This is a genomic window from Cellulosimicrobium sp. BMG9.23 (assembly GCF_059159985.1).
Map to the genome: position 1 here is coordinate 255,925 of NZ_JBZGBZ010000007.1, position 16,402 is coordinate 272,326.

The 16,402-nt window shown below is 74.8% G+C and carries 14 protein-coding genes; 3 read left to right on the plus strand and 11 right to left on the minus strand.

Annotated features, from left to right (window positions below; all coding sequences use genetic code 11):
• Positions 1-113: 113 nt before the first annotated feature.
• The 4 genes from AC4H2G_RS14115 to dapE form a co-directional block, all read right to left on the minus strand.
• Positions 114-1,358, minus strand: coding sequence for a hypothetical protein (locus AC4H2G_RS14115; protein WP_494366353.1), 1,245 nt, complete (start codon positions 1,356-1,358; stop codon positions 114-116).
• Positions 1,355-2,293 carry a dihydropteroate synthase gene (folP, locus tag AC4H2G_RS14120; protein WP_494366354.1) on the minus strand — a complete coding sequence of 313 codons (939 nt, stop codon included), beginning with the start codon at positions 2,291-2,293 and terminating at the stop codon, positions 1,355-1,357. The genes AC4H2G_RS14115 and folP overlap by 4 nt, the downstream gene beginning before the upstream one ends.
• Positions 2,294-2,298: 5 nt before the next feature.
• Complete coding sequence (locus AC4H2G_RS14125; RefSeq protein WP_494366464.1) at positions 2,299-3,102, minus strand: LOG family protein; 804 nt, start codon at positions 3,100-3,102, stop codon at positions 2,299-2,301.
• Positions 3,103-3,187: 85 nt separating this feature from the next.
• Positions 3,188-4,348: a succinyl-diaminopimelate desuccinylase gene (gene dapE, locus AC4H2G_RS14130; RefSeq protein WP_494366355.1), complete on the minus strand. Its 1,161-nt coding sequence runs from the start codon at positions 4,346-4,348 to the stop codon at positions 3,188-3,190.
• Positions 4,349-4,384: 36 nt separating this feature from the next.
• Here dapE and dapD point away from each other — a divergent pair, with 36 nt between their 5' ends.
• Together dapD and AC4H2G_RS14140 are read left to right on the plus strand one after the other, a co-directional pair.
• On the plus strand, positions 4,385-5,377 hold the full coding sequence (gene dapD / locus AC4H2G_RS14135; protein WP_494366356.1) for a 2,3,4,5-tetrahydropyridine-2,6-dicarboxylate N-succinyltransferase: 993 nt from the start codon (positions 4,385-4,387) through the stop codon (positions 5,375-5,377).
• Between the two features lie 40 nt (positions 5,378-5,417).
• Positions 5,418-6,383, plus strand: coding sequence for a hypothetical protein (locus tag AC4H2G_RS14140; protein ID WP_494366357.1), 966 nt, complete (start codon positions 5,418-5,420; stop codon positions 6,381-6,383).
• Between the two features lie 501 nt (positions 6,384-6,884).
• On the opposite strand, the gene AC4H2G_RS14145 is transcribed toward AC4H2G_RS14140, so the two are convergent.
• The 3 genes from AC4H2G_RS14145 to fdxA form a co-directional block, all read right to left on the minus strand.
• On the minus strand, positions 6,885-8,183 hold the full coding sequence (locus tag AC4H2G_RS14145; protein WP_494366358.1) for a citrate synthase: 1,299 nt from the start codon (positions 8,181-8,183) through the stop codon (positions 6,885-6,887).
• Between the two features lie 114 nt (positions 8,184-8,297).
• Positions 8,298-9,446 carry a succinyldiaminopimelate transaminase gene (dapC, locus tag AC4H2G_RS14150; protein ID WP_494366359.1) on the minus strand — a complete coding sequence of 383 codons (1,149 nt, stop codon included), beginning with the start codon at positions 9,444-9,446 and terminating at the stop codon, positions 8,298-8,300.
• Positions 9,447-9,460: 14 nt separating this feature from the next.
• Entirely contained in the window at positions 9,461-9,778 is a 318-nt protein-coding gene (fdxA, locus tag AC4H2G_RS14155) for a ferredoxin (protein WP_251153245.1), read from the minus strand.
• 175 nt (positions 9,779-9,953) lie between these two features.
• On the opposite strand from fdxA, the gene AC4H2G_RS14160 reads away from it, so the two are divergent.
• Complete coding sequence (locus AC4H2G_RS14160; protein ID WP_494366360.1) at positions 9,954-10,277, plus strand: hypothetical protein; 324 nt, start codon at positions 9,954-9,956, stop codon at positions 10,275-10,277.
• A gap of 53 nt (positions 10,278-10,330) precedes the next feature.
• Here AC4H2G_RS14160 and AC4H2G_RS14165 read toward each other — a convergent pair whose 3' ends face one another.
• From AC4H2G_RS14165 to AC4H2G_RS14180, 4 genes are read right to left on the minus strand one after another with little or no spacing between them, the layout of a single operon-like run.
• Positions 10,331-11,329, minus strand: a complete 999-nt coding sequence (locus tag AC4H2G_RS14165) for a prephenate dehydrogenase (RefSeq protein WP_494366361.1) — start codon at positions 11,327-11,329, stop codon at positions 10,331-10,333.
• Positions 11,326-12,273 carry a prephenate dehydratase gene (locus AC4H2G_RS14170; protein ID WP_494366362.1) on the minus strand — a complete coding sequence of 316 codons (948 nt, stop codon included), beginning with the start codon at positions 12,271-12,273 and terminating at the stop codon, positions 11,326-11,328. Before AC4H2G_RS14170 ends, AC4H2G_RS14165 begins: the two co-directional genes overlap by 4 nt.
• The gene (locus AC4H2G_RS14175) at positions 12,270-13,250 is read right to left on the minus strand and encodes a hypothetical protein (RefSeq protein ID WP_494366363.1); all 981 of its coding nucleotides are present in this window, start codon (positions 13,248-13,250) and stop codon (positions 12,270-12,272) included. The genes AC4H2G_RS14170 and AC4H2G_RS14175 overlap by 4 nt, the downstream gene beginning before the upstream one ends.
• A gap of 25 nt (positions 13,251-13,275) precedes the next feature.
• Positions 13,276-16,335, minus strand: a complete 3,060-nt coding sequence (locus AC4H2G_RS14180; RefSeq protein WP_494366364.1) for a VanW family protein — start codon at positions 16,333-16,335, stop codon at positions 13,276-13,278.
• Between the last annotated feature and the right edge of the window lie 67 nt (positions 16,336-16,402).

Genomic DNA, 16,402 nt, shown 5'->3' on the forward strand with positions numbered 1-16,402 from the left:
CATCAGGGTCCGACCGACGTCCGGGCGTACGCCACCGCGCACCCCGGACGCGCGTCCGACCTCCGACGACGCCCGCAGGACAGTCTAGTTCACCTCGACCGACGCCCAGGGCGTCACGGCGGCCAGCCCGACGGCGGGACGAGGCGCCACAGCTCCCAGACCCACCACGCCTGGCCGGCGACGAACACGACGCACACCGCGGCGAGCCACGCCCGCGAGCGGGTCCAGCCGGCCGTGACGGCGCCGAGGGGGAACGCGAGGAGGAGGAACCGCACGAGCGAGGTCCCCGGCTGGACCGTCGCGACGAGATAGGCGAGGTAGGCCCCGGCCCACGCGTGCATCTCGGGGCCGAGCCGTGCCGCGACGGGGTTGAGGACCAGGGCCGCGACCACGACGAGCAGCAGTCCGAGGATCCACGGCCCGGCACCGTCGAACAGCCAGCGCGACACGTCGACCCACGGCACGAACGGGACGACGTCCGCCCCGCCGCGCCACGCCTCCTGCGTCCGGAAGTACCCCTGGTGCGTGCCCGTGACCAGCCCGCACACCCACGGCCACAGCAGCCCGCTGCCCAGGGCGACGGCGAGGAGGCCGGCAAGGCGCGCGGCGTCGGGCAGGCGCAGGTCACCACGCCGCCACCGGACGACCGCGTGCCAGACCACGACCGCCGCCATGGGCAGCGCGACGGCGCGCGTGAGCCCGAGGAGCACGACGACGAGCGCCGCCCACCCGTACCGGCGGCGCGCGACGAGCAGCAGGGACCCTGCGACGAGCAGGAGGGCGAGAGCCTCCGTGTAGGCGACCTGGAGCACCGGGCTCGACGGGAAGACGCTCACGAGCAGCACGGTCGCGAGCGGCAGGCCGGGCCGCCGCTCGACGGCCGCCGCGCCCGCGGTCGCGACGAGCCGGTGGATCACGACGACGGCCCCCGCGCCGCACGCGAGCGAGAGCGTCGGCGCCAGGACGTCCCAGCCGGCCCCGGTGACCGCGTCGAGGCCGCGCACGAGCGTCGGGAAGAGCGGGAAGAAGGCCCACGCGTTCTGCTCGACCGCGCCGTCCTCCCCCACTGGCAGGACGTCGGGGTAGCCCGACGCGTAGATCTGCTCGTACCAGCTCGAGTCCCACATCCGGCCCACGTACGCCAGGTACGACGGCGCCGCGTCGGTCCAGAGGTTCTCCTCCTGGGCGCGCGAGACGACGACGAGGATCAGCGCGCTCACGGCGCGCGCGAGGCCGTACACCGCGAGGGCCTGCACCCACCACGGCCATGTCCGCGGCCGCAGGGCGCGGCGCGCGGGGCGCGACGGCCGCACGGAACGGCCCCCGGACCCCGAGGGCTCGTCCACCGGAGCGGTCACGTGAGCCCTCGCAGCGCTCTCGCGGGCGGCGCCTCGTCGCGCACGGCCGCGACGAGGTCCAGCACCCGGCGCGTCGCCGCGACGTCGTGCGCACGGAACACCCGGGCACCGAGCCACGCCGCGACGGCGGTCGCTGCGAGCGTGCCCTCGAGGCGCTCGTCGGCGGGCAGGTCGAGGGTCTCGCCCACGAAGTCCTTGCGCGACAGCGCCATGAGGAGCGGGAACCCGAGCCCGGCGAGCACCTCGGTGCGCCGCAGCAGGTGCAGCGAGTGCCACGTGTTCTTGCCGAAGTCGTGCGTCGGGTCGACGAGCACCGACGCCCGCGGGACACCGCACGCCACGGCCCGCTCGGCCGCGGCCCGCACCGTCGCCACCACGTCCTGCACGACGCCGTCACGGGGGTCGGTCGCTCCCGGCCGGGCCGGGTAGGCCACCCGGTACGGGTCGGTCCGTGGCGCCGCGCCGCCCGTGTGGGAGCACACGACCCCGACGCCGTGCTCGCCCGCGACCTCGACCAGGCGCGGGTCGTGCCCCGCCCACGTGTCGTTGACCAGGTCGGCGCCCGCGAGCGCCGCCTCGTGGGCGACCTCCGCGCGCCACGTGTCGACGCTGACGAGCAGGTCCGGGAACTCCTCGCGCACCCGCGCGACGAAGGGCACGACGCGCCGGATCTCCTCCGCGGTCGTGACCTCGGGCCCGACGCCGGCGCGCACCCCGCCGACGTCGAGGATGTCGGCGCCCTCCTCGGCCGCGCGCGCGACGGCCGCTAGCGCCGCGCCGTCGTCGAGCTGGCGCGCGCCCGCCCAGAACGAGTCGTCGGTGCGGTTGACGATCGCCATCACCGCAGGACGGTCCAGCTCCCGCCCGCGCAGGACGAGCGTCGCACCGCGCGGCGGGACCGCGAGCGGGGGCACGTCGAGCGGGGACGGGTCCACGCCGGTCAGCCGGCGTCGGCGGCGCGCAGCTGCGCGGCCTCGAGCTCCGCCGCCGCCTCGACCTCCTCGGCGCGCAGCTCCGCCCCGCGCTCGCACACGTAGGCCACGGCCTCGGCCGGGTCGTCGCACAGGTGCACGAGGTCGACGTCCTGGGCGCTGATCATGCCGCGGTTGACGGCGGCACCACGCGCCCACTCGAGCAGACCGCCCCAGTAGTCCGAGCCGACCAGCGCGAGCGGAAACTCGGTGATCTTGTGCGTCTGGACGAGCGTCAGGGCCTCGAACAGCTCGTCGAACGTCCCGAACCCGCCCGGCAGCACGACGAACCCCTGGGCGTACTTGACGAACATGGTCTTGCGCGCGAAGAAGTAGCGGAAGTTCACGCCGAGGTTCACGTAGGGGTTCATGCCCTGCTCGAACGGGAGCTCGATCCCGAGACCGACCGACGTGCCACCGGCCTCGTAGGCGCCCTTGTTCGCCGCCTCCATGATCCCCGGCCCGCCGCCCGTGATGACGGCGAAGCCCTCCGCGACCAGGCGGCGGCCGACGTCCTCGGCGAGCGCGTAGTCCGGGTGGTCCGGCTTGGTCCGCGCGGAGCCGAAGACGGAGACGGCGGGGCCGAGCTCGGCGAGCGCACCGAAGCCCTCGACGAACTCGCTCTGGATCCGCATCACGCGCCACGGGTCCGAGTGCACCCAGTCCGCGCTCTGGCTCGAGTCGAGCAGCCGCTGGTCCGTCGTCTGCTGCGGGATCTGGTCGCCGCGCAGGAGGACCGGGCCCTTGCGGTACCCCGTGCCGCGCTGCGGCATGCCCTCGTCGGACCCGTCCTGGGGCGTCTCGGCGCGCCTGCCCGCAGGCTCGTCCGTACCGGTTGTGTCGCTCATGCCGAAGAGCCTATGCCGCGTCGTCGCCGGTCAGCCAGGCACGCAACGCGTCGCGGCACAGGGCGAGCTCTGCGACGGTGCACCGCTCGTCGTCCTTGTGGGCGAGCAACGGGTCCCCCGGACCGAAGTTCACGGCCGGGACGCCGAGCTCCGCGAAGCGCGCGACGTCCGTCCAGCCGTACTTCGGGCCGGGCGCGCCGCCCGTCACGGCGAGCACCTTCGCCGCGAAGTCCGCGGCGAGCGGGTCGTCGAGACCCGGGCGGGCGCCGGGCGCCGCGTCGGTCACGGTGACCTCGAACCCGGTGAACAGGTCCGTGACGTGCCGCGCGGCGTCGTCGACCGTGCGCGACGGCGCGAAGCGGTAGTTGACCGTCACGACGCACTCGTCCGGCACGACGTTCCCCGCGATGCCACCACGGATGCCGACGGCGTTGAGGCCCTCGCGGTACACGAGCCCGTCGACCTCGACGTCCGCGGGCACGTACGCGGCGAGGCGGTCGAGCACCTCGTGCGCGGCGTGGATCGCGTTGGAGCCCGTCCAGGAGCGCGCGGAGTGCGCGGCCACCCCGGGGACGCGCACGTCGGCGCGCAGCGTGCCGTTGCAGCCGCCCTCCAGCCCCGCGGACGTGGGCTCGCCGAGGACGGCGAAGTCGCCCGCGACGAGGTCGGGACGGTTCCGGACGAGGCGCCCGAGCCCGTTCAGCTCCGCCGCGACCTCCTCGTGGTCGTAGAAGATCCACGTGACGTCCTGCGCGGGCTCCACGAGCTCCGCGGCGAGCGCGAGCGCGACCGCCACGCCGCCCTTCATGTCGACCGTGCCGCGACCCCAGACCGTGGCCCCGTCGGCGTCCTCGACGACGCGGGTCGGAAGGTTCGGCGGATCGGTGAGCGGGACCGTGTCCAGGTGACCGGCGATCACGACGCGACGATCGCGTCCCAGCGACGTGCGCGCCACCACCGTGTCGCCGTCGCGGACCACCTCGAGGTGGTCGTACGCGCGCAGGGCCGCCTCGACCGCGTCGGCGAGCGCCCGCTCGTCGCCGCTCACCGACGGCGTGTCGCACACCGCCCGGAACAGCGCGACGAGGTCCCCGCCGAGGTCGAGCACGGGGGGCACCGGGACCGCCGGGGTTCCCGGGCTCGCCGCGGGAAGGGCGGAGGGAGAGGTCACCCCAGCACCCTACCGGCGGCGGATAGGCTGGTCCGCATGACTTCTGCGACCCCTGCGACCTCCCCGGCCGCGGCCGCCCCCGGAACGCGCGCGGCGTGGGGCCTCGGCCTCGCGACCGTCGCCGCCGACGGCACCGTGCTCGATGTCTGGTATCCCTCGCCCGCCCTCGGGACGGCCCCCGAGGACGTGAGCGTCCCCGCGTCGCTGGCGACGCTGGCGGAACGCGACGAGGTCCGTGGGGTCGAGGTCGTCGTCGTGCGCACCGAGATCGACCTGGACGTCCCGCCCGCCGACACGGCTGACGCCTACCTGCGCCTGCACCTGCTGTCGCACTGCCTCGTCGAACCGCACGGGCTCGTGCTCGACGGGATCTTCGGGGTCCTCGCCAACGTCGTGTGGACGAACCACGGGCCCTGCTCCACCACCGACTTCGAGGAGACGCGTCTGCGCCTGCGCGCCGCGGGCCTGTCCGTGACGGTCCTCGGTGTCGACAAGTTCCCCCGCATGGTCGACTACGTCGTCCCCTCCGGCGTGCGCATCGCCGACGCCGACCGCGTCCGCCTCGGCGCCCACCTCGCGCCCGGAACGACCGTCATGCACGAGGGCTTCGTCAACTTCAACGCGGGCACGCTCGGCGCCTCGATGGTCGAGGGCCGCATCTCTGCGGGCGTCGTCGTGGGCGACGGGTCCGACGTCGGGGGCGGCGCGTCGATCATGGGCACGTTGTCCGGCGGCGGGCGCGAGGTGATCTCCGTCGGTCGCCGCTCGCTGCTCGGCGCGAACGCGGGGCTCGGCATCCCGCTCGGGGACGACTGCGTCGTCGAGTCCGGGCTGTACGTCACCGCGGGGACGAAGGTGACCGTGGTCGGGCGGACCGACGACACGGGCGCGCCGCTCGTGGTCAAGGCGCGCGAGCTCGCCGGTCGCTCCGGCCTGCTGTTCCGCCGCAACTCGCTCACGGGGGGCGTCGAGGCGGTGTCGCGCACCGGGACGGGCGTCGAGCTCAACGCGGCCCTGCACGCCAACTGAGCCCGGCCCTCCGAACCGACGAGCCGACGAGCCGACGCCGATGTCCCCGCCCCGCACCGCCCGGACGCTGCCGTCGGTGCGCGCCGGGCGCCGTCGGCGCCCGCTGCGCACCGCGGTCACGCTCCTCACGGTGACCGCGGTCGCGGTCGGGAGTGTCGTCGTCGCGCTCAACCGCCTCGACGACGACACCCCCGTCGCCGAGCGCTGCGCCGCCACGGCCGACGGCCGCACCTGGTACCTGTCGACCGTGCAGGCGGACAACGCCGCGCTCGTCACCGCGACCGCCCTGCGCCGCGGGTTCCCGGCGCGAGCCGGGACCATCGGCATCGCGACGGCGCTCCAGGAGTCGCGCCTCGTCAACATCGACTACGGGGACCGCGACTCGATCGGTCTGTTCCAGCAGCGCCCGTCGCAGGGCTGGGGCAGCATCGAGCAGATCATGGACCCCGTCTACTCGACGAACGCCTTCTACGACGTCCTCGCGACGATCGAGGGCTACGAGGACATGGAGGTCACCGTCGCGGCCCAGGCCGTGCAGCGCTCCGGCTTCCCCGACGCGTACGCCCAGCACGAGCCCCGCTCGCGCGCGTGGGCGTCCGCACTCACGGGCCACTCCCCCGCGACCCTCACGTGCGACCTCGCCACGGTCGCGGACAGCGAGCTGCCCGCGGCGGGCGCCGACCCGGCGGCCCTCCTCACCGCCCGCGTCACCCGCGACCTCGGCGCCCTCCCGGCCTCCCCCGTCGACGGCGCGGCGGGAACCGTCGTCGTCGACGCCACGTCCCTCCCGACGGCGGCCGGCGACGGCGGTCCGGAACGCGCCGCGTGGGCCGTCGCCCAGTGGGCGGTCGCGTCAGCCGACGCGACCAACGTCGAGACGGTCGAGGTCGCCGACCGCCGCTGGACCCGCGCCGAGCCGACGTGGATCGCCGTCGACCCCGCCGACGCCGCACCGCCCACCCCGGGCACCGTCCGCCTCACCGTCGCGACGCCCGCCCCCGCCTGAGCTGCAGCGTGTGCTGGACCGTCGGACCGGTCGGATCGCGTCGGTCGGGTTGGGTCGGTCGCGTCGGGCTTGTTGTCGGGACCGAGGGGTGCGCGCGCGGTCTACCATCCGCGCGCTCGTCCCTCGCGCGCTCCCGCCAGACCCACCACGACCGCGCGCGCACCCCTCGCTCCCTCCGCGGCCACCTCACCCTTGTCCGTGGCAGGGCAAGACCCCGCTGCCGCGGCGACGACGCGACAGAGCACGGCGGGGCGACGGCCGAGGCGACGGCCCGGACGAGGGAGGGGGTGGGGTGTGCGGCGCCGGTCGTGGTGGGTCTGGCGGGAGCAGGCGAGGAACGAGCCTGCGGATGGTAGAACGGCGCCGCACACCCCACCCCGTCCCGGAGGCGACCACGACGCCCGACCCACACACCCCGACCCGGCACCACGACCACGACGCACGAACGCCGCGCCCACCCGACGGTGGCGACGCGGCGTCCGAGTGCTGCGAGGAGGAGACTCAGCGGTCGGCGACGGGGACGTAGTCCCGCTCGGTGGCGCCGACGTAGACCTGGCGCGGGCGGCCGATCTTCGTCTGGGGATCCTTCATCATCTCGCGCCACTGCGCGATCCAGCCGGGCATGCGGCCGAGCGCGAAGAGCGGCGTGAACATGGCCGGGGAGAAGCCCATGGCCTTGTAGATGAGGCCGGTGTAGAAGTCGACGTTCGGGTAGAGCTTGCGCTCGACGAAGTAGTCGTCGTTGAGTGCGATCTCCTCGAGCCCGCGAGCGATGTCGAGCAGCTCGTCCTGCTTGCCGAGGGTGGAGAGCACGGCGTCGGCCGACTTCTTGACGATCGCCGCGCGCGGGTCGTACGACTTGTAGACGCGGTGCCCGAAGCCCATGAGCCGGACGCCGTCCTCCTTGTTCTTCACCTTCTTCATGAAGGTGTCGACGTCGTACTCGGCGCTGGCGATCTTGTCGAGCATCGACAGGACGGCCTCGTTGGCGCCGCCGTGCAGCGGGCCGGAGAGGGCGTTGACCCCCGCCGCGACGGACGCGTAGAGGTTGGCGTGCGACGAGCCGACGACGCGCACGGTCGACGTCGAGCAGTTCTGCTCGTGGTCGGCGTGGAGGATGAGGAGCTTGTCGAGCGCGTCGACGACGACCGGGTCGGCCTCGTACTGCTGGTACGGCGTCGCGAACGTCATGCGCAGGAAGTCGTCCACGTAGCCGCGCGAGTAGTCGGGGTACAGCAGCGGCTCGCCGACGCGGCGGCGGTGCAGGTACGACGTGATGGTGCGCGTCTTCGCGAGGAGCAGGACCGTGGCGAGCTCGACCGTCTCGTCGTCGAACGGGTCGAGGGACTCGGGGTAGAACGTGGACAGCGCGTTGATGGCCGAGGAGAGGACGGCCATCGGGTGGGCGTTCCGGGGGAACGTGCCCATGAACGTGCGGAAGTCCTCGTGCACGAGGGTGTGGCGGTTGACGCGCTCGACGAACGCGTCGAGGGTCGGCGTGTCGGGCAGCTCGCCGTGGATCAGGAGGTACGCGACCTCGAGGAAGCTCGACTGCTCGGCGAGCTGCTCGATGGGGTAGCCGCGGTAGCGCAGGATGCCGGCGTCGCCGTCGATGTACGTGACGCTCGACTCGCACGACGCGGTGTTCATGAAGCCAGGGTCGACGGTCACGAGACCGGTCGACTTGAGCAACGAGGACACGACGATGCCGTCGTTGCCTTCGGACGCCGCGACCACGGGCAGGTCCTGCGCCTGGTCGTCGACGAGGAGGCGGACCGTCGCCTGCTGTGTGGTGGTCATGGTTCCCTTCCTGCTGCTGCTCGCGCCGTTGCCGCGCGCTCGACCGTACCCCGCATCACCCGCACGTGACCAATCCTGAACCGTCACGAGATCCCCACCCGAGAGTGAGGCGGATCACACCAACGAGCGGGCTCCAGAGAGTCGCGCAGCGGCCTCGTGGACGCGTTCGTCGCTCGCGGTGAGCGCGACCCGGACGTGCCCGGCGCCTGCGGTCCCGTAGAACGATCCCGGTCCGACCAGTATGCCGAGGTCGGCGAGCGCCGACACGGTGCGCCAGCTGTCCACCGGCTCGTCCCGGCCGGACTCCGGGCGCGACCAGAGGTAGAGGCCGGCCTCCGAGTGGTCGACGTCCAGCCCCGCGTCCCGCAGGGCCGCGAGCAGGACGTCGCGACGACGCCCGTAGACCTCGCGCTGCGCCGCGACGTGCGCGTCGTCGGTGAGCGCCGCGACCATCGCCGCCTGCACCGGGGCGGGCACGATCATGCCCAGGTGCTTGCGGGTGGCGAGCAGGTCGGCCACGAGCCGGGCGTCGCCCGCGACGAACGCGGCGCGGTACCCGGCGACGTTCGACTGCTTGGACAGGGAGTACGCGACGAGGAGCCCGTCGTGGGAGCCGCCGCTCACTGCGGGGTCGAGCAGGCTCGGGACACCCGCGGTCCCGTACGGCTCGGCCCACGCGAGCTCGGCGTAGCACTCGTCGCTCGCCACGACGGCGCCGATCTCGCGGGCGGCGGCGACGACGCGCGCGAGGTGCGCGGCGTCGAGCACGCGCCCGGTGGGGTTGCTCGGGGAGTTCACCCACACGAGGCGGACGTCGCGACGCCCGGCCCACGCGTCGACGTCGTCGGTCGCGAGCGGCGTCGCGCCGGCGAGCCGGGCGCCGACGTCGTACGTGGGGTACGCCGTCTCGGGGTGCACGACGACGTCGCCCGGGCCGAGGCGCAGGAGCGACGGCAGGAGGCCGACGAGCTCCTTGCTGCCCACCGTCGGGAGGACCGCCTCAGGGTCGAGGTGCGCCACTCCGCGTCGGCGCGCGAACCACGCCGCCACGGCCTCGCGCAGCGCGGGCGTGCCGTGCGTCGTCGGGTAGCCGTGCGCGTCGGACGCTGCGGCGAGCGCGTCGCGCACGACCGTCGGGGTCGGGTCGACCGGCGTGCCGATCGACAGGTCGACGAGGCCGCGCGGGTGGGACTTCGCGCGCGCGACGTACGGGGCGAGCGTGTCCCAGGGGTAGGCGAGGCCGGAGAGGTCGGCGAAGCCCATGTCCCGCCGGCCGGTCAGGCCTGCGGCGGGAGGGCCGCGATCATCGGGTCGTCCTTCTCGACGAGACCCATCTTCGCGGCACCGCCGGGCGAGCCGAGGTCGTCGAAGAACTCGACGTTCGCGCGGTAGTAGTCGCTCCACTCGGTGGGGACGTCGTCCTCGTAGTAGATGGCCTCGACCGGGCAGACGGGCTCGCACGCGCCGCAGTCGACGCACTCGTCCGGGTGGATGTACAGCGACCGCTTGCCCTCGTAGATGCAGTCCACAGGACATTCCTCGATGCACGCCTTGTCCTTGACGTCGACGCACGGCTGGGCGATCACGTATGTCACGACCGGGAACCTTTCTGGCGGCGTTCGGACCTGGCGGCGGCGAGAGGTGCCGGGTCACGTGGGAGCACGTGCCCCCGACGGCGACCGCGCGCGGTCTCGGAGGGCATGCACGTCTAGTATCGCTCAGGTCGGGCGGTGGTCGGCCACCGCAGACCAGCCAGTGGACGGACGTGACATGAGCCCCGAGCACGAACGACCTGCTCACGCGTCCGCCGAGGGTCCCTGGCGGACCTGGGCACCGGGCACCCGCGTCGTCGTGCGCCGCCGTCTCGAGGACGCCGAGGTCACGGCCGACGGGAAGACCCTCACCGACGTCATCGGGGTCGTCGTGGCCACCGACGACGCAGCGCTCACGCTGCGCGAGGACGCAGGAGGCAGTGCTCCGCCCCACCGCGGGCACGGGCCTGCCGACGCCGTCCCGCCGCTCGTCGTGGTGCCGCTGGACGCGATCGTCGCGGGGAAGGTCGTGCCGCCCCGGCCGCCGCGGCGTCCCGCCTGAGCACGCGGTCGGTGGCCGCCTCCCGGGCGCCGAGGCGCCGGGAGGTCCGTCCGTCAGCGGACGACGACGGCGCCGTCCTCCACGCCGACGGCGACCCGGCCCTGCGCACCGAGCCCGGTGAGGCGGTCACGCCAGTCCCCTGCCTCGTCGAGCACCACGCGCTCGCGCGCGCGCGCCGCGTCCGGCTCCGCGAGGAGCGCGCGCACCGCGTCCGGTCGGTCGAAGAACTCGCCGACCGGCGCGTTCGACTCGAGCGCGCGCACGAGGCGCTCGAGGTCGCGCACCACGACCCGGAGCGCGGACGCGACCCAGGCCGCGTTCTCGGTCACCATCGCCTCGGTGCGCCGCGGGTCCGTCCGGCCCACGCGCGTCGCGTCGCGGAAGCTGCCGGCCGCCAGGCCGAGGGCGACGTCGCGCACCGGGGCGTCGGCGACGACGCCGAGCAGCTCGGTCGCGAGCACGTGCGGCACGTGGCTGATCAGGGCGGTCGACTCGTCGTGCACGTCGTCGGTCACGACGTGCACCGTGCCGCCCAGGGGTCCGGTGACGAGCCGCAGCACGGCGGCGAACGCGTCGGCGCGCGTCGTCGGGTCGACCGTGATCGCCCAGGACGCGCCGTCGAGCAGGCCCGGGTCCGACGCGTCGAACCCGGAGTGCTCCGTGCCGGCCATGGGGTGCGCACCCACGTAGCGCGTCTCGAGACCCGCAGCCCGGACGGCGTCCCGCACGGCGCCCTTGACGCTGCCCACGTCGGTGACGACCGTCGCGCCGCGGACGTGCCGCGCGACCTCTGTCGTCACGGCGCGCATCGCCCGCAGCGGCACCGCGAGGACGAGGACGTCCGGCTCGGGGTCGCACAACGCCGCGACGTCGTCCACGACGCGCAGCCCGGCCTCCCGCGCGGCCTCGCGCGTCGACGCCGTCGGGTCGAGGCCGGTGACCTCGACGCCGCGCGCGCGCAGGAGGCGCGCGATCGACCCGCCGACGAGCCCCAGACCGGCGACCGCGACGGAGCCGGGGACTCCCGCGTCCGCGCGACCCTGCCCGGTCACCACAGGAGCCCGCTCTCGACCGCGTCCGACGACGAGGCGGCGCCGACGCTCCCCACCGGGACGTGCGCGGCGTCGACGTCGGCGTGCACGGACTCGTCCAGCTCGCCGCGCGCGGGCACGACGCCCAGCGTCTTGAGCGAGTCGCCCGCGGCGACCAGGTCCTCCAGGACCGCGCGCACCGGCGCGTCCCACGGTGCGCCGTCGACGGTCAGCACGAAGACGTAGGTCCCGGCCACCGCCTTCAGCGGGCGCGTGATGAGGCTCGACAGGTTCACGCCCCGCGCGCCGAACGAGCGGGTGATCCGCGCGAGCACGCCCGGGCCGGTGACGACCGGCGTCACGGCGAGCATCGTCCGCCACGCGCCGTCGTGCCCCGCGCGCGTGCGCGCCAGCACGTCCCGCGCGGACGAGCGCTGCGCGAGCACGAGGAAGCGCGTGCGGGCGCCGGCGAAGTCCTCGACGGCGCGCGCGTACGTGTCCAGCCCGTAGAGCTCTCCGCAGATGCTCGGACCGAGCGCGACCTGGTGCGGCCCGGCGTCCCGGCACGCCGCCGCGTTCGACGCCGCGGGCACGGCCCGCAGCCCTTCGCGGCTCACGAACTCCTGGCACTGCGCGAGCCCGTGCGGGTGCGCGCTCACCTCGGTCAGCGTGCCGTGGTCGGGGCGGACGAACGCGTCGAACGAGATGTCGAGCACGACCTCGTCGACCGCGACCACGGTGGCGCTGCCCACGATCGCGTCGAGCGACGGGACCACGTAGCCCTCGACCGTGTTCTCGATCGCGACGACGCCGCGCTCGTCGCTCCCCTCCGCCACGGCGGCGAAGACCTCGGCGACCGACCCGCGCGCGACGAGCGGCGCGCCGTCGGCGTGGTCACGTCCCCAGCCCGCGGCCGCCTGGTGCGTGAACGACCCCTGCGGCCCGAGGTAGCCGACGCCGCTCACGCCGGCCGCAGGTGGGGCAGATCGCGCAGGTCGGGCTCAGTCGCCGGCTCGGCAGACCGCGACGGGGCGCCGACGGCGGACCAGCGCGGCGCGAGGGCGTCGGGACCGGGCACGAACTCCTGGCCCGGGAGCACGGCGAGGAGCCGGTGCGCGACGCCGCGGTCGTCGAAGTCCGCCACGAGCCGGTCCAGGACGTCGGCGTCCGGGCAGGAGAACGCGGAGAAGAAGATGTGCGGCCCGGCCTGCGAGCGGTGGCTGCGCACGTGCTGCAGGTCGATCCCGGCGTCGGCGAAGAGGCCTAGAGTCTGCTGCAGCGATCCGCGGTGGTCGTCGCGCGGGCCGAACGCGAGCCAGACCTGGGCCGCGCCCGCCGCGCGGGGCGCGGCCTCACGCGACTCCAGGAGGCCGTACCAGACGGGGGCCCCCTGGGACAGCGCCTCGCTCCCGGGGAGCTCGTCGAACCCGAGCGGCGCGAGCGACGCCGTGGCGACCGAGCGCTCGACGACGAGCGTGCCGTCCGAGCCGGCCAGCGCGACCCGCTCCTCGAGCGGTGTGCGCGTCGGGACCAGGCGAGGGCTCATGCCCATCGTCCGCAGCACGTGCCGCCGGTCGCGCATCCCCGCCTCGTCGACCACGACCGGCCCCGACGCGTCCTGCGCGCCGACCGACCGGCCGACCCACACCCACTGGGCGGGGACGGCGACGGCCGCCGTGAGGACCAGAGCGGGCGGTGCGGCGAGCAGGGCCCGCTCGAGCTCGTGCGACGGCTGCGCGGGATGCCCGAGGTGCACGACGGCGGACAGGCCATCGATGCTCGCGACCGTCGACAGGGTCGCCGTCGTCGAGCCCAGGTCGAGCAGCGCGTCGGGCTCCGAGCGCCCGCCGTCGTCGCCGGCCGTGCCCTCGGTGCCCCAGCCCGCCGCCGTCGCGGCGAGCAGCGCCTGCGGTCCCGACTCCCGTTCGCTGCGTCCGAGCATGCGCACTCCTCGTCCGGTGGTGCGCTCAGGGAGCGCAGACCACCTGGTTGTCCGGCTTGTAGGTCCACCGGTCCGCCTCGTCCTTGACGAGCTCGCCGTCCAGGTAGACCTTGCGGTAGTTCGTGATCGAGAAGCCGGGATTGCCGGCGGGCTGCGGCACGCAGTCGGCGCCCGTGTGGGTCACGGTCGTCGGCTCGACGACGTTCGACTTCTGGCTCGCCGTCGTCTCGACCTCGAAGTGCTTCGTGCTCCAGACCGCGACGTGCAGCTCGCCGCCGCCGACCCACGACTGCATGAGCACGCCGTAGGGGGTGTCGTTCTTGAACCGCATGTCGAGCGAGCCGACGAAGATCGTCGCCTCGCGCCCGGCCGGGTAGCGCGTGAACCAGTAGCTGTGCTGGCGGTGCTCGACGTCCTCCAGGCCGGCGAAGAAGCCCGCGTTGTACGTCGTCGTCGCCATCTGCGACAGACCGCCGCCCACGCCCTCGATGTGCTTGCCGTCCTGCACGATGCCGGCGGAGCGGTACCCGCCCGCGGCCGTGATCGGGGACAGCGCCTCGGTCAGGGAGAACGTCTCCCCGGGCAGGACGAGCGTGCCGTTGACCTTGCTCGCCCCGACGCGCAGGTTCTCGGTGCGCACCGGCTCGCTCGTCAGCGGGGTGGAGAACTCCGAGACCTTCTCCTTGACGCCGAGCGCCTCGAGCGCCGCGACGGACTGCGCCGGGTCGCTCTCGACGAGCTCGACCGGAGCGGTCCGGTCGTCGCCGGTCGCGGCGGTCGTGACCGCGGTCGCGATGGCCGCCGGGTCGATGGTCGTCCCCGGTGCACCGCCCTCGATGACCGGGACCCCGTTCGAGAACACGAAGTGCGCGTCGTCCGGGACGGTGAGCAGGTCGTTCGTGCGGTCGACGACCGCCTGCACGAGCGCCGTGCCGTCGAACGTCAGGGTGAGCGCGCCGTCCGCGGCTGCGTACGACGCGGTCGCGGCGAGGGTCTCCGGGGGCAGCTCGGGCGACTGGTCCCCCACGGACACGACCACCGGCGCGGAGACGACCTTCTGCGCCTCGGCGAGTGCCGCGTCCGTCTCCTCCTGGGTGATCTCGGGGGGGACGGGCTCGGTCGCGAGCTCGATCGGGCCGTCGGTCACGAGCCAGCCGGCGGCGATCGTGTCCACCGCGGAGTCCCCGACCACGGACGCGCCGTCTGCCGCAGGCGTGGCGGTCGGGGCGCCGTCCACGAACTGGACGGTCCCGTCGACCGGTGCGACGTCGAGCCCGCCGCGCAGCGCCTCGACCTGAGCGTCGAGCGCGGCCTCGTCGACCGTCACGACGGGCGGCTTCTCCTCGCCCCCGAACAGGTGCTCCCACAGGCGCACGGGGTTCATCGAGAAGGCGGTGAGCTCCTCCGCGGTCGCCTCGGCGTCGAACGCGAGCCCGGACGTCGCCGGGTCGAGCGTCGTCGTGGCGTCGCCGGCCACGAGCGTCACGGGCTCCGCGGCGCGCGGGCCGAGGGCGGCCTCGAGCTCGTCCTGCGCCGCGGTCCGCGTCGCCCCGCCGACGTCCACGCCCGCGACGGTCGTGCCGCTCGGGACCTTGTCCGAGAAGTACCACTGGGCCCCGGTGTACAGGCCGCCGAGCACGAGCACGCCGATCCCGGTCCACATCAGGCCCCGGAGCCACCCGCGGCGCGGGCCGTCCTCCTCGAAGCCGTCGAACGGCGACGTCACGCGCTCCTCGTCGGGCGGGACGGGCGGGAACGCACCGACCGCCGTGGCCGGCTCGGCGGACGCAGCCGCGGCAGGGGCCACCGCCGACCGGGCGGAGACGCGCACCGGGGCGGGCCGCTCCCACGGCGCGACCGCGGGGATCACCTCGGTCCGCTCGAACGCGGGGGCGGGCTGTGCGGAGACCGGGGCCTCGGCGACAGGCGCTCCGGCGACGGGGACTTCAGCGACCGGGGCTGCGGCGACCGGGGCTGCGGCGACCAGGGCTGCGGCGACCGGGTCCATGACCACGGTGTCCGACGACGCGGCGTCGGCCGCGGGCTGCCCGGTCCCGGCCGGGCTCGGGTCGGCGGGAACAGACTCGGCAGGAGCAGCCTCGCCGGACGCGGGCGTAGCAGGAGCAGGCGGAGCAGCGGCAGCAGCAGCCGGCACCGGCTCCGCCGGCACGGACTGGGCAGGCGGCTGTGCGGGCTCAGTGGACCCGTCCTCCGCTGGGACGGCCTCACCAGATCCCTGCGCGGCGGTCTCCGGCCGCGCCTGCGCGGACGCGTCCGAGCCGCCGACGGGCACCGCCACGATCGGCTCGGCCTCGTCCACACCGGCGGCCGAGGCTGCGGGCGAGGACGGTGCGGTCGACGTCGGCCCTGCCGACGGGGTCGGCTCGGCCGACGGGGTCGGCGCGACAGCCGCAGCCGCAGGGGGCTCGGCCGAGGGAGTCGGCTCGGCAGATGCGGTCGGCTGGGCCGACGGGCTCGTCGGGACGGTCGCGGTCGGCTCCGCACCGTCCCCGCGGGCGTCGTCGGCTTCCGCCGGCCCGGTGCTCCCGGCGACGGGTAGCTCGGGTGCCGCGCCCTCGTCGGCGGAGCGGACGACGGCAGAGACGGCCGGGTCGAAGGCGAACACGAGCGGCACGTAGGGTGTGTCGTCGTCCAGCTCCTCGGAGGACCCGGCACCCGGCGCACCGGGCTCTTCGACACCGGACGCCTCGGACGCCTCCGCACCCGGCGTGTCCGGCGCCTCGACGCCCGGCTCCTGGCCACCCGACGACGCCGTGGCCGCGTGCTCCTCGGCGCTCACGGCAGCGGCACCGTCGTGCGCCCCCTCGGCAGCGCTCCGCTCGGACCCGCCCGCGATCTCCGCGATCTCCGCGGTCTCGTCGGACTCCGGGGCGGCCTGGCCACCCTCCGTCGGTGCGTCGTCGACCTCCGTCGGCGCCTGGTCGCCCCGTCCTGCCGCGTCGGCCGGAGCAGCGGGCGTCGTGCCTGCCGCGTCGGCGAGGGTCGACGGCTCGCTCGCCGGGGGTACCGGCGAGGAGTCCTGGGGCGTGCCGAGAGCTTCGTCTCGATCGGTCGGCTGACCCATCCACTGTCTCCGTGACGCGAGGGCGCGCCGAGGCGCGCATGACGACGAGGGGTGCGGTGCCCCACAC